This is a genomic window from Paraburkholderia sp. Ac-20336 (assembly GCF_017105025.1).
Taxonomy (GTDB): domain Bacteria; phylum Pseudomonadota; class Gammaproteobacteria; order Burkholderiales; family Burkholderiaceae; genus Paraburkholderia.
This window is the reverse complement of the sequence record NZ_JAAGPS010000175.1, coordinates 1-12,730: the sequence shown is the minus strand read 5'-3', so window position 1 is coordinate 12,730 and position 12,730 is coordinate 1. Positions and strand designations below refer to the sequence as shown.

Here is a 12,730-nt window from a genome sequence, read left to right as displayed (position 1 = left end):
AGCGCGGCAACAGCAGCCGGCCGCCGCGACGCGGCAGCAGTTCTTCGATGCTGCGGGCGTAGAAGTTGTGGAAGCCCTGCACCTCGATCTGCGGATCGCCGATCACGACGTTCCAGCCGCCGAGGCCGTAGTCGCCATGCAGCCGCTCGAACACTTCCTCGCTCGAACCGACCCAGTCGCCGTTCGGCAGGAATGCGCCGTCGCGCACCGCGAAATACACCCAGCGCCCGTCCGCCAGCTTGAACGCGCCGAGCCAGTTCGGCGCGGGCTGCTGGCGGCCGTCGTAGAACGCGCCTTCGGTCGCGATCACCTTCGACACCAGCGCGCCGAGCGACGGCAGCCCGAGCTGCGCGCCTTCCCGCGTGCTCGCGAACCCCGCGCCCGCGAAGTTGCGGTCGATCCGCAGCACCATCGCGTCGAAGTTCAGGCGGCCCGCGAGCTCGACCGCCTCGGCGCGCAGCGCGTGCCGGCGGGACAACGATTGCCAGAACAGCCCGCAGACGAAGCGCTGACGGCCGATCTGAATGACTTGCGTCGCCATGAACGATCCCCGGCTGCGCGCGTCAGGCGCCGTTCGTCGTGACGGGCGACAGCAGGATCACGATGACCTGGCGCGAATGATCGGCGTTGAAGCCGCCGCCGAGCGCGTAGTTCGACGGCGTGCCGATGCCCTGCCGGTTGTTCTGGTCGTTGAGATCCTCGTAGCCGCTGAGGACGAGCGTCTGGCCCGACTTCACCGCGATCCGCTGCAGGAAGTTGCGCGTATCGACGGTCGGCAGCTGGATTGTCTGGCCACCGCTCGTGAACGAATCGAGCGTCACGAGCGACGAAATGTTCGAGTAGAACTGCATCATCACCGTACCGTCGTCGAGTACGTGCGGCAGCACCGTCAGATTGAAGCCGGTCGTGATCGTGCCCGGCGTCAGCGACACCTGGGTGCCGACGTTCAGCGTGGCGATCGACGACACCGACGCGAGGTAGCCCTTCTGCTCGGCCACTTGCACGGGCACCGGCTGGTCGTTCAGCGTGGTGATCGACGCCGAGGTCCTGCGATGCACCGTGCCCTGCGACGACAGCGCGCTGATCATCGCGTTCGTCGCGCTCGCGCGGCTCGACGGGCTGATTACCGTTGCGCTCAGCGAACTGGTCTGCACGAGACTGGAGAATCCGCTCACCATATTGAACTTCGTGCCGAGCGTCTGGTACACCGCGTTCCAGTCGATCCCGTAGCTGTCGTTGGCCGACAGCGTGACCGACAGCACCGTCACGTTCAGCAGCACCTGCCGCGCGAGCACGCGGTTCTGCTGCTCCATGAACTCGCCGACGCGATCGAGCACCTCGGGCGTGTCGGTGACGGCGATCGAGCCCGTCGCCGGCGACGTGACGACGGAACCCGCCGGCGACAGCATCGACTTGATCGCGGTCTGCAGGCTCGTATAGACCGACAGTTGCGTGTTCATCTTGATGTTCGCGGTATTGTCGGACGACACTTCCGGCGACGACGTCGAAGCCGCCCCGCCGACACCACCGCCCGCGACTCCACCACCGCCCGCGCTGCCGCCGGCGACACCGCCATTGACGCCGCCGGTGTTGCTCGCGCCGCTGACGACGTTCGTGTCGAGCTTCGAGTCGCCGGGAATCGATACCACCTGGTAGACTCGCGTCGCCGTGTAGAAGAACACGATCGCGCCGTCTTCATACTTCCACGACACGCCGAAGCGCGCCGATGCCGCGTCGAGCAGCCCGTGCAGCGTGCCGGTGGGATAGACGATGTGGATGGGCTCGGGCAACGCGGCGAGCATCGCCTGCTGCGCGCCGGCGGGCGCCGGCGACGAGCCTTGCAGCATGCCAGGCGGTAGCGGCGGCACGCCCGGCGGCAGCGTGCTGCCGGCCGCGGCGCCCACCGACGACGCGCGCGCGGCGGCATCGTCGGCGCCGTGCGCGACCTTTGCCGGCACCCGCGCGAGACGCGACACGCGATCCGCGAAAGCGCGCAGCGAATCGACCGTGCCGTCGAAGCTGGCGGGCTCGTCGAACAGCTTCGGCAGCGTCGATTGAGCGGCGATCTTCATCGTCTTGCCGGACAGCCACAGCTGGTCCTTGACGATCACGTCGTCACCCGCGACCGCGCGGTTGTTGCCCGACGCGGTCTGGCCGAGCAGCTTGTCGGCCTGTCCGAGGTCGCTCCGCGTGCTGCGGTCGAGCTGCCCCATGAGCCCCGTGCATCCGCTTGCGAGTGCCACGCACGCGACAGCGGCTGCGACATGGAAATACAGCCTGCTCATGAATTCGCTCCCTTGGCGACGACACGCAATACCCGGTTGCGCGTATAGAGAACCACCTGTATCGGTACCTGCGACGACGACAGCGCATCGGTAACCTGACTCAGCGCCTCTTGCAGCGTGCCGTGGATCGTGGCCGTCGCATCGACGGCGAAATCGGTCGGCACGTCCCAGATGAACTGCCAGCCCGCCTCGTTCGCCCAGCGCGCGAGCGCGTTGCGGACCGAGCCGTCCGAGGTACGCATCTGCCACTCCATCTGGCCGGCCGGCGGCGCGGCGGCGGCTTCGTCCGACGGTGTTGCGGCGAGCGGTGCGGATGCTGGTGTGGATGAGACGGCTACGGGCACGAGCGGCATTGCGGCGGGTTCCATCGGGATGGAGGTCGCCGCAACAGGTGTTGTCGTTACTATGTGTTTAGCATCATTTGTATTATACGTCGCGATCGATGATGCTGGACGCGACGGCACCGCAGCGGGTGCCTCGGCGACGACGGACTCCTGCACGCGCGGAATCGGCACGCCCGCATCGGCATCCGGTTTGCCGTTCGCATTCGCATCGGCACGGACCAGCGTCATCGGCCGTGCCGGCACAAGCGGCGCGACCGGCAGTGCCGATACCGGCGGCTTGGCCGATGCGGCAACGTTTGCCGCGAAATGAACAGGCGCGTTTTGCGGCGACCATTCGGCGGCGTCCGCATGCATCTCCGCCGCGCCGTGCGGCTTGCCGGCGTGGCGCGGGTCCTGCGCGACGGTCACGACGTGCAGATCGGTGTTCACCCGCGCCTGCAGCGACGGGTCCACCGAGAGGATGTCGCCGAGCGCGCGCACCACCGAGCCGGCACGCCAGCTGACGGGCTTATCGGCCCACTCGCCTGCGTTCGGCACCATCACGCTATAAGTACGCGGCACGATCTGTTCGAGCGCGCGCAGCATCGACACGTCATGGCCGCCCTGATGCACGACGTCGCCCATCCGTTCGCCGCCGTCGACGATTACCTGCGAGCCGGACGCATGGGCGATGCCGCACAGGAGCAATACGCCGCATGCCGATATTGCAATCCGCACGCCGAGTGCTCCATTCCACCGCTTCGATGCGACACGCAGACGCGCCGCATCGCGCGGGTGTCGATGGCATTCCGCTTTGATTGATGACACTGTGATTTCCACTCTAAGAGCATCGCGCCGATGACCGGCACGTGTCCTGTAATTCCGCTTGCCCCGATTTTCGCAATCCAGCCGAAAAAAATTGCGCGATGAAATAAAATTGAAATAAAAAGGGAAATCCAAAAATTCCTTGGGCGACGGGATCGGCTAGAGTCAGCAGTCTTGCATATCTTGCCGAATTCATATTGATTATTTTTTTATATCACAATGATTGGCATTCTTTATATCTCCTGAGAGAAAAGACCGTTGCCGTTTTCGGCATCATAGTATTACCAATACTATGAAAATCGCCATAAAATAAGGCATTAACAAATCGTATATCAATCATGCGAATATCGAATAGCCAGGGCTAATAAAAAAACAACCGTCCGATTCGGCGCCGGCCGAATTCCGGCCCGCGGGGCGGAACGTAACAGACCATCACAAACTCGCGTCGAAACCGGCTCGCGATGAAAAGATGCACTCACTGCTTCACGTCGCATCTCTTCTCCAATCATTGAGTCAGGAGCCCGCCATGTTCTCGACGGTCTACTTCGCAGCATCCTCCGCCCTCGCCTCGGACGACACGCCCTCGAACGTCGTCTCGAAGATTCTCGACGGCCATCTCATCGAGGCATCGCACGCCGCCGCTCAACTCGTGGACACCGATGCCGGCCACGCGCAACCCTCGCATGCGAACCTGCAGATCCACGGCGATCTCGAACTGGCGCTCGGCCGCCACGAGGAAGCCGAGGAAACCCATCGCCGCGCGCAGAAGGCGATTCGCCACGATCGCGACGGCCTGCGCATTGCCTCGTGCCGCAACACCGGCTGGCTGGCGTTCTTCCGCAACCAGTTCAACGTGGCGCTGAGCTGCTTCAAGCGCATCGGCGAGGAAAAGGCCGCGACGCCGCGCCAGCGTCTCGACGCGCTCGTCGGTGCGACGCTCGTGTCGTTTCATCTGGGCTGCGTGCGCTCCGCATGCGGCCGTCTCGCGAAGCTCGCCGAACTCGCCGCCGCGCACGACGATCGCCGCTGGATCTACGTGGTCGAGGCGATCCGCCGCGATCTGTTCGCGCAGCACGAGCTGCATGGCGCCGAGCGGCTCGCCGACCACATCTACTGGCGCTCGGTGCTGACCGAGTTCGATATCGCCGAAGCGCCGGTGCGCGGCAGCGCGCCGGAAGGCACGGCGCTGCCGCTGCTCGCCGGACGCCTCGCGCATCTGCGCCATCTGCTCTCGCTCGCCGAAGGCGGCGCGATCGGCGGCGACGAGTTGCACGAGCACCTGAACTGGAGCCGCAAGTCCGGGCTCGCCGACTACCACCGCAGCCTGTGCCTCGAAATCACGCTCGCGGCGATCGCCGGCCAGGTCCGGCCGCTCGCCGAATCGATGCTCGACGCCTCGGGCGCGGCCGCATCGCAAGGCACGCAGCACGCGCGCTGGTATCTCGACTATCTGTACTGCCGCGCGAAGGTGATGCAGCAGCAGATGCGCACGCAGGAGTTCTCGCACTACTACGGCCGCTACGCGCTCGCATCGATCCAGCACGTGCGCACCGATAACCAGTCCATGTCGGGCGCGCCGGCCGACGCGGCGAAGGCCGACCGCGCCGCACCGCGTTCCGACGACGTCAGCGCGCGGCTGCCGGCGAAGTACCGCCGCGCGTACCGCTACCTGATGGACAACCTCGACCAGAAGGATCTGTCGGTCCGCGAAGTCGCGTCGCACATCGGCGTGACCGAGCGCGCGATCCAGGCCGCGTTCAAGAACCATCTCGGACTGTCGCCGAGCGAACTGATCCGCCGCCAGCGGATGGAGCGAATCCGCGACGACCTGCTCGACGACGACACGCCGGTCACGCGCGTGCTCGACGTCGCGCACAAGTGGGGCGTGCGTCATCGCTCGACGCTGATCAACGGCTACCGCCGCGTGTTCGAGGAAGCGCCGTCGCAAACGATGGGCCGCTGATTTCCGTCCGCACGTCCGCGTGCGGCGACGACGACAACGCCGACCGGCCCAGCGCGACACGCGCATGAGCGGTCGGCGTTTCGTTTCGGCGGGCTGGGCGCGATGCCCGCGCCGTGTCATTCCCATGGCGATATTTCCGTCGTCCTGCTCGCCGCGCCCCGCCTCTTTCCTGTCATCCCCGATCCGGAATCCCACCATGTTCAAACCACCTCGTGCGCTGCAACTGGCGCTCCTTTCTGTCCTCGCCTCGAGCCCCGAAGCGCGGGCCGCGCCCGACTGCTTCGCGTCCGCCGCGTCGTACCAGCACGTCAGCCCGCTCGTGCTGCGCGCAATCGCGTGGCAGGAATCGCACGGCAAGGCCACGGCGATCCATCGCAACACGAACGGCTCGACCGACTATGGAATGATGCAGATCAATTCCGTCCATCTGCCGACGCTCGCGCACTACGGCGTCTCGCAGCAGGACCTGATGAACCCGTGTTCGAGCGTCTACGTCGCCGCGTGGCGGCTGCACAAGATGATGGTCAAGTACGGCAACACCTGGGCGGCGGTCGGCGCCTATCACTCGGAAACACCGGCCGAGCGCGATCGCTACGCGCACTCGATCAAATCGCTCGTCTTGCGCCTGTCGAACGTGCCGCCGGCGCTGGACGAATGAGGCCGAGCGAGGCGCGTGCCGCGGCGTTCGTGCCGTGGCCGTACGACGCGAATCGGACCGAATGCTTCGTATCGCGAAGCATTCGTCTTTGTGGAAGCCGATAGGTATCGATGCGGCGATCGATGACGGCGTAGCAAAGCGGATTGGCAAATACAACGATGCGCGGCGCGATGCACGACGTACAGGGAATTCGACGGCGCGATCCGGCGACGTAAACCAGAAAACCCGCAGGCGCTGCCTGCGGGCCATGATTTCGCGAATCGGGTGTTCGGCAACGGCGAAGGTGGTGAATTCGGGCCATGCGGCCCGAGCACCACCTTCGCTTATTGCCCCTTCGCCGCGTCCTTGATGTTGTTGACGCCGGCATTCGCGACCGATGCAAGCGCGCCCGTCAGCGCCTGGCTCTGCTGGATCAGCGCCGCGTTGAGCGTATTTTCGTTGTTGATACGGGCCATCTCCGTCTGCTGCTTCAGCATTTCATGCTGCTGCTGTTTCATCTGGTTGAGCTGGCCGCCGGCTATGCCCGTGCTGAAGGGCGTAGGCGAGATCATGTTCGCCGCGAAGTCGAGTGCCGGAGCGAACGGCAGCGGCGCATGCTGGGCGAACGTATGAAACGCGTCGCTCGCCATTTCCGTGCCCATATCGCGTGCCCGCTGGCCCATGTCGTGCATGACCTGCGGCTCTTTGGACATATTGAGGAACGGGTTGTTGAGCGGCCGACGCCCCGTCGGTGCGCTACCCATGCCACCCTGACCATCGTCGATCCCCCCCTGCCGCGGACGCGGGCCGAGACCGCTGAGCCCATCCATCTGCGCATTGCTTCCCCGCCGGGGCGGCACTGGAGGCGGTGTGCGTTTTTGTCCCGGAACTTCCCGGGTGGTAGGGAGATGGCTAAATGAATCGCCAGCGCCTTTAACTGTAGCTACCATGATTCGGCTCCTTCTGTGAAATTACGAGATCCGTCACCGTCGATCAGGAAGCGATGACCAGGCTATACGGCTTCCGCACCCCACCTACGCGGAGCGCATCGGGAAATGCCTCTGAAGAGTAGGCGTTTCGTCGCGAACGCCACTCTCCCGACGCGACGTCGCGAACAAAATTGCGAAGCCGGTATGCACCGCGCTTCGCATCCGCCGGTTTCCTCGCGCGCCGCAATCGCCTGCTTCGCCTATTCGCAGCCAACTTCGTGTCGCCCAGGTCCGGTCAGCCGATCGGCCCTACAGTCGTCGATACCGGAGGCCGATGAGGTTCGGTCACGCAACCGGCACATTGCGATACGGAGATGAGCATGTCCACGACGGCAATTCAGGGGAGCGTGTCCCCCTTCATGACCGACCTCGGCGGGGTCGGCGGCACGGATAACAGTCAGCTCGAACAGTTCCTCGAAGCACTGATCCAGGAACTGCAGCAGATCCTCATGCAGATGAACGGCGGTTCGGACGACTCGGGCAGCGGCCCGAGCGGCATCGGATCGACGCCGCCTGCGTCGATGCCCCAGCCGCAGTCCTTCGCGCCACCGCCGACGGGTGGCGGCGGCAGTGGCGGTGGCGGCGGTGGCCCATCGGGCAGCGGCGCCACGCCGGCGGTCGGAGCACCTTCGAGCGGTGGCGGTGGTGGCGGCAGTAGCAGCGGCGGCAGCGTGCCGAACGTGTCGGGCGGCAGCGCCGCACAGGCGATCACGCAAAACCTCGAACAGACCTTCGGCCTGACGGCAACGCAGGCCGCCGGCGTGCTCGGCAATCTGCAACAGGAAAGCGGCCTGCAAGGCAACGTCAACCAGGGCGGCGCGACGGGCGCCCCGTCGAGCAACTTCGCGGACGACAACAACAACGGCTGGGGTCTCGCCCAGTGGGGCGGTCCGCGCAAGCAGGGCGAAATCGACTACGCGCAGCAGCACGGTCTCGATCCGGGCAGCCTGCAAGCCAACCTCGGCTTCATGGACCAGGAACTGAAGACCGACTACAGCAAGACGATCACGGACATCAAGGGCACGTCCACGGCCGAACAGGCGGCGCTCGTCTGGGACAAGGACTACGAACAGGCAACCGACCCGGAAATGTCGAACCGCAACAAGTACGCCGAGGAGTTCCTGAGCCAGGGGCTCTAAAGCCGGTCACGTACTCCGGGTTGTCCAGCCCGGATTCACCCCGCCCGATTCGTCGAGGCGGGATTTTTTCGTGCTCCGAATAATATGAGCCGGATGGCCGGGGCGGTTGCCGCATTCCTCAACCGCCCCACGCTCGTTCAACGATTTATCTGCGTGAACCGGTAAGTCCTGTTTTTCTCCGCTCCGCTTCCGCTCACACCGTCAAAACGGAACTTCGCACCGGGGAGCGTCAGCCACTGCAGTTTTTTGTCGTTATCGCCCCTGTGACCATACAGGTCTCGCGCATCGACGGGAATGCCCTTCTTCAGCGTGATTTCCATTCGATAACCGTCATCGCCACGACGCTCGCCACCGACGAAGACAACGCCCGGCTCCGTGTATTCGCGCCCCTTGACCAGTTGATCCGGATGCTTTGCACCGCCAGGAAAGACCGTGGCATAGCGCTCGCGACTCGTCTCAGACTCAGCGTGGGCTCGCGCAAGACTCTCGACGATCTGCGCACATTCGATCAGCGTTTTTTTGGTCTCGATCCCATCCTTCGGGGCTCGCATCGCGTCCTGATAGCGGGAATATCCAGGCTCAATCAGTTTCGCGACGACCTTTTCGTCATCGGTCATGTTTCGCTCGTCGGCCCGGATCACATGGCGTTTCCTCATCTGGGTATCGAACATCTGCTTGATACGGGCATAGTTGCTCCTCCCTCTCTATGCGCCGCGCGGTGGTCTGTTCCGGTCGGCGTCGAGGGCTGCGTGTCCTGATGCCGAGCGTATGCAGGGGAGCCGGATTGGATTCGCATGGATACCTTGAATTCGATGTTGACGACAACCCAGTCTGCAGACCCAATCCGCATCGATCGCCGGAACTTACGAATATCGATGCCATGGCGCGAAGCAATCGCACGGGCGTCGCCGCCAGATTCGCGGCCGACGACAACAGTTCGGATGACGGACGCGGCGCGACGCGCCGGACGGCTACGCTGAGAGGTCATGCCGTATTCGTCCATCGCTGCCTTCGAGGAGCATCCACCATGCGATTCGCATTTGCCGGCTTCGACCGCTGGCGCGTCGTCTTCGATACCTTCGTCGCGGCCGGCTGGGAGCCGGTCGCGCTCTACACGATTCCCGTCGACAACCAGACCGAATTCAACAGCGAGATGGTCGAGCGCGCGGCCAAACTGCGCATTCCCGCGCGGCTGTCGCGAATCGACGACGACGATCTGCGCTGGCTTGCATCGCAAGGTTGCGATGCGCTCGTCGTCTCCGGCTACGACTGGCGCATCCCCGACTGGCGCGGGCACCTGCGCTACGCAATGAACTTCCATCCGTCGCCGCTGCCCGAAGGCCGCGGGCCGTACCCGGTGATGCGCGCGATCCTCGACGACCGGCGCGCATGGGGCATCAGCTGCCATCGCCTCGACGCCGAGTTCGACGCCGGCAACGTGCTCGCGGCCGAGACCTTCCCGCTCGATGCCGACGAATGGCACGAGGCGCTGCAGCTGAAGCTGCAGATGGCGGCCGGCCGCCTCGCGTCGCGGGTCGCGCGCGACTTCGAGCGGCTCTGGCACGACAGCCGGCCGCAGCAGCACAGCAGCTACTGGCCGAAGCTCGAGGAAAGCGAGCGCACGCTCGACTTCACACGGCCCGTCGCGGATGCGATGCGTATCGTGCGCGCGCTCGGCCAGGTCGAATGCCTCGCGCCGCTGTTCGGCACGAAGGTCCACGTACGGCGCGCGATGGCGTGGCAAGCGGCGCACGACTACCCGCCGGGACAGATCGTCCATCAGTACCATCGCTGGATCGTGGTCGCCGCGGCCGACGGCTTCGTCGCATTGCTCGAATGGAGCCCGTTCAGCGCGGCGGCGCGGCTTCAGATGCGCGGCTAGGTCCGCTTCTTTGCCGCTGGCCATTGGCCGCGGCGCATGAACGCAAAAACGCTCGGGATGCCGGTGACGGCCCCGAGCGTTTCCGTTTTCATTTCCATGATGCCGTTCCCGTTGCCGCTTCCGTCTTTGCGCGCGGCGCGGCGGTGCCGCGTCATGCGATGCCCTGCCCGATCGTGCCGGATGCCGAGAGTGCCGCAAATGCCGCGAATGCCAGATACCGGCACACGGCGCCGAAGCGGAAAAGCAATACGGCCGCACCGCCCGTTCGGGCGATGCGGCCGTATCTCGTGATCCGGGTTGGGCGACCGGTCGCCGGCCGCCGGTCGGCGTCGCTTACTGCGTGCTCACACCGAGGATGCTGCTGGTGTTGATGCCGGTCAGGTGCTCGAACGCGATCGTGCCGCGCGTCTTACCCGGGGTCAACACATCGTCGCCGCCGAGCGCGTTCTTCAGCGCGTTGCGTGCGTCGCTGTTGATCTTGCCACCGCCGTGCTGGTTCGCGGTCTGCTGCAGCCGCGAGCCGAGCGCCGCGCCCGTTCCCGTGCTGATCTTGCCCGAGCTGATCGAGTTCGCGAGTACGTGCGTCGCGGTGTTGCCGTCGCCGTGGGACAGCGCGCTCTCGAACGCCTGGAAGCCGGCCGGGTCCTGCTGGCTGAACGCCGACAGCGCCTGGCTTTCGCCCGCCTGCTGCAGCGGCTTGCCGTCGGCGGTGAGGTCGCCCGAGGTGCCCGCTTGCGGCGGCATCGAATACGCAGGCGGCTGTGCCATCATTCCGCCCATCTGCGGCTGCACCGGGTACCCCATACCGCCCGAGGCCATCGGGACACCACCTGCCTGCGGCGACACCGGATACCCCATCCCGCCCGAAGCCATCGGGACGCCGCCCGTCTGCGGCGGCATCGCATACGCGGGAGCCGCCGCGCCCGTGCCGCCGGCCGGCACGTTACCGGCCTGGCCGAGGCCGCCCTGGGCCGCCCACCGGAAGTTGCTGGCGGCCGACTTGCCGTCGGTGCCCGCCACGTCGTGCGTTTCGATCTGCTGGTAGACGCTCGGGTTCGCCATCATGTACTGCGCCGCCTGCTGGACCATCGGCGGCGTGCTGCCGTTCGCGTTCGTCGCGAGCTGGTACATCGCGTCCGGATCGGTCGCGCCGATGTTGTTCTGGTCCATGTACGACGCGAGCACGCCCGATGCGTTCTGCGCCGTCATCCCACCCGTGGCCGGCTGGGCGCCACCCATCGTCGACGGCATCGCGCCGCCCGTTTGCGCCGGCATCGCACCGCCGGTCGTCGGCGCCGCACCGTTCGGCGTCATGGCCGACGGCATGGCCGGCATCGACGGCGCCGCGCCGGAACCGGCGTTCTGCATCTGCTGCAGCATCTGGCTCAGTTCCTGGATCAGGTCCTGAATCAACGTTTGCTGGTCGCCACCGCCGTTCGCCGCCTGCTGCTTCAGGGCGTTCAGATAGAGAGTCGGATCGGTCGGGTAATTCTGAAACGTGGTGTTCGAAATCATGATGTTTTCTGCCTGTGAGGTGAGGTCAAGAAGGTTTTACGATTACTTCCCAGCGAATCCAGTCTATGAGCGCGATTTCGGTTTCTCGCTCTCCGGTGCGAACATCGCGCTGGAAATGCGAACTGACTCGCGGCACGCGACGACGCGGGTTTACGCACGAACCCACGACATCCCGGCCGAGAACCCGGCGGTATCCTGTCCTGCTGAAGCCGTCTGACTGACGGCAGGCTCGGGTGTCGGTTCGGGTGCGGCGCGCAGGTCGGATTTCGCCGCGCGTTCGAGCAGCCGGAAGCCGATGCGCGCCGCGTCCGGGCTCTCGCGCTGCTCCGCGGCCATGCGCGCGTAGCTGTGCCACAGCGGGTCTTCGAGGCCGAACAGGCAGAGCGCCATCAGCGCCGCGTGCAGCCCGGAGCGCTTGATCTGCTCGTCCTCGTCTTCCAGCACGCGGCGCGCGTCCATCCATTTCTGCCGCCGCACGTAGCGCCACGCGGCCACCGTGCCGACGCCCGACCACTTCGGCCGCAACACGCGAATGGCATCGAGCAGATCCTCGAAGTCCGATTCATTGTCGAGTTGCGACGCCGTCCACAATACTTTCGTGAGGCCGCTGGCTACGTCGTCCCTGCATCCTGTGTCAGTCACGATTTCCTCGTTTGCTTGGAGTGCTGTAATCAAAAAGTGCGCGTCGACGACGCGCGGCCGTCGAGTGCATTGCGGCCGGATTCACGCTCGTACCGCAGGGACATCCCCTTGACGCCGAGTTTCCGGCATCCGCCGCGCCATCGTGCTTCCGATGCGAACGAATCGATCGCGGGGCGAAGATGGCGGCGCGGGTTGCCGGGTGGACGGCCGGCCACGGCGATGCCGGCAAGTTCGCGTTGTCGGCCGATACTTCGCGCGGGTTATCCGGTCGTCGAAAAGGACTGCATAACGTTGTGCCATATGCCTTGTATCGGACAAGGCCATCAATCAAATACGGAGACACCATGGACAACGGCATCGGCTCGCCGCGGCGGCACAGCACTCCCTACCCCGGCAGTTCGGCGACCGGCGGCGAGAAGCCGTCCCAAACGAATGCATCCCGAGCAGCGGCCGCGACCCGCTCCCGGCCGTCGTCGATGCCGGCTGCCCTCGATACGCTGTCGACGCTCACGGCCCGGCCTCGCCCGGGA

General features: G+C 65.4%; 11 protein-coding genes. 4 read left to right on the top strand and 7 right to left on the bottom strand.

Annotated elements, in window-relative coordinates; all coding sequences use genetic code 11:
- The 3 genes from pilO2 to GXB81_RS28660 all read right to left on the bottom strand — a co-directional run.
- The coding region (gene pilO2, locus GXB81_RS28670) for a type 4b pilus protein PilO2 (protein ID WP_205990980.1) at nt 1–541 on the bottom strand (541 nt) is incomplete at its 3' end.
- A gap of 22 nt (nt 542–563) precedes the next feature.
- Nucleotides 564–2,285: a PilN family type IVB pilus formation outer membrane protein gene (locus GXB81_RS28665; RefSeq protein ID WP_205990979.1), complete on the bottom strand. Its 1,722-nt coding sequence runs from the start codon at nt 2,283–2,285 to the stop codon at nt 564–566.
- Entirely contained in the window at nt 2,282–3,346 is a 1,065-nt protein-coding gene (locus tag GXB81_RS28660) for a TcpQ domain-containing protein (RefSeq protein WP_346777823.1), read from the bottom strand. Before GXB81_RS28660 ends, GXB81_RS28665 begins: the two co-directional genes overlap by 4 nt.
- A gap of 613 nt (nt 3,347–3,959) precedes the next feature.
- Between GXB81_RS28660 and GXB81_RS28655 the strand changes: the two genes are divergently transcribed.
- Nucleotides 3,960–5,396 (top strand): helix-turn-helix transcriptional regulator, encoded by a 1,437-nt coding sequence (locus GXB81_RS28655; RefSeq protein ID WP_167044121.1) that lies wholly within the window; start codon nt 3,960–3,962, stop codon nt 5,394–5,396.
- 196 nt (nt 5,397–5,592) lie between these two features.
- On the top strand, nt 5,593–6,054 hold the full coding sequence (locus tag GXB81_RS28650; RefSeq protein ID WP_205193005.1) for a lytic transglycosylase domain-containing protein: 462 nt from the start codon (nt 5,593–5,595) through the stop codon (nt 6,052–6,054).
- A gap of 323 nt (nt 6,055–6,377) precedes the next feature.
- Here the strand turns inward: GXB81_RS28650 and GXB81_RS28645 are convergent, their stop codons facing one another.
- Nucleotides 6,378–6,863 (bottom strand): hypothetical protein, encoded by a 486-nt coding sequence (locus tag GXB81_RS28645; protein WP_167044002.1) that lies wholly within the window; start codon nt 6,861–6,863, stop codon nt 6,378–6,380.
- A gap of 479 nt (nt 6,864–7,342) precedes the next feature.
- Here GXB81_RS28645 and GXB81_RS28640 point away from each other — a divergent pair, with 479 nt between their 5' ends.
- Complete coding sequence (locus tag GXB81_RS28640) at nt 7,343–8,161, top strand: phage tail tip lysozyme (RefSeq protein WP_167044126.1); 819 nt, start codon at nt 7,343–7,345, stop codon at nt 8,159–8,161.
- A gap of 137 nt (nt 8,162–8,298) precedes the next feature.
- On the opposite strand, the gene GXB81_RS28635 is transcribed toward GXB81_RS28640, so the two are convergent.
- Nucleotides 8,299–8,778 (bottom strand): hypothetical protein, encoded by a 480-nt coding sequence (locus GXB81_RS28635; protein WP_167044128.1) that lies wholly within the window; start codon nt 8,776–8,778, stop codon nt 8,299–8,301.
- A 410-nt stretch (nt 8,779–9,188) separates the two neighbouring features.
- On the opposite strand from GXB81_RS28635, the gene GXB81_RS28630 reads away from it, so the two are divergent.
- The gene (locus tag GXB81_RS28630; protein ID WP_205990973.1) at nt 9,189–10,043 is read left to right on the top strand and encodes a formyltransferase family protein; all 855 of its coding nucleotides are present in this window, start codon (nt 9,189–9,191) and stop codon (nt 10,041–10,043) included.
- A gap of 333 nt (nt 10,044–10,376) precedes the next feature.
- On the opposite strand, the gene GXB81_RS28625 is transcribed toward GXB81_RS28630, so the two are convergent.
- Together GXB81_RS28625 and GXB81_RS28620 are read right to left on the bottom strand one after the other, a co-directional pair.
- On the bottom strand, nt 10,377–11,558 hold the full coding sequence (locus GXB81_RS28625) for a hypothetical protein (RefSeq protein ID WP_205990971.1): 1,182 nt from the start codon (nt 11,556–11,558) through the stop codon (nt 10,377–10,379).
- Between the two features lie 150 nt (nt 11,559–11,708).
- Nucleotides 11,709–12,200: an HrpB1 family type III secretion system apparatus protein gene (locus GXB81_RS28620; protein WP_167044136.1), complete on the bottom strand. Its 492-nt coding sequence runs from the start codon at nt 12,198–12,200 to the stop codon at nt 11,709–11,711.
- Between the last annotated feature and the right edge of the window lie 530 nt (nt 12,201–12,730).

Coding starts and splice junctions, on each gene's coding strand:
- GXB81_RS28635 (WP_167044128.1), bottom strand. CDS start 8,778: ATGACCGATGACGAAAAGGTCGTCGCGAAACTGATTGAGCCTGGATAT.
- GXB81_RS28645 (WP_167044002.1), bottom strand. CDS start 6,863: ATGGATGGGCTCAGCGGTCTCGGCCCGCGTCCGCGGCAGGGGGGGATC.
- GXB81_RS28650 (WP_205193005.1), top strand. CDS start 5,593: ATGTTCAAACCACCTCGTGCGCTGCAACTGGCGCTCCTTTCTGTCCTC.
- GXB81_RS28665 (WP_205990979.1), bottom strand. CDS start 2,285: ATGAGCAGGCTGTATTTCCATGTCGCAGCCGCTGTCGCGTGCGTGGCA.
- GXB81_RS28625 (WP_205990971.1), bottom strand. CDS start 11,558: ATGATTTCGAACACCACGTTTCAGAATTACCCGACCGATCCGACTCTC.
- GXB81_RS28640 (WP_167044126.1), top strand. CDS start 7,343: ATGTCCACGACGGCAATTCAGGGGAGCGTGTCCCCCTTCATGACCGAC.
- GXB81_RS28630 (WP_205990973.1), top strand. CDS start 9,189: ATGCGATTCGCATTTGCCGGCTTCGACCGCTGGCGCGTCGTCTTCGAT.
- GXB81_RS28655 (WP_167044121.1), top strand. CDS start 3,960: ATGTTCTCGACGGTCTACTTCGCAGCATCCTCCGCCCTCGCCTCGGAC.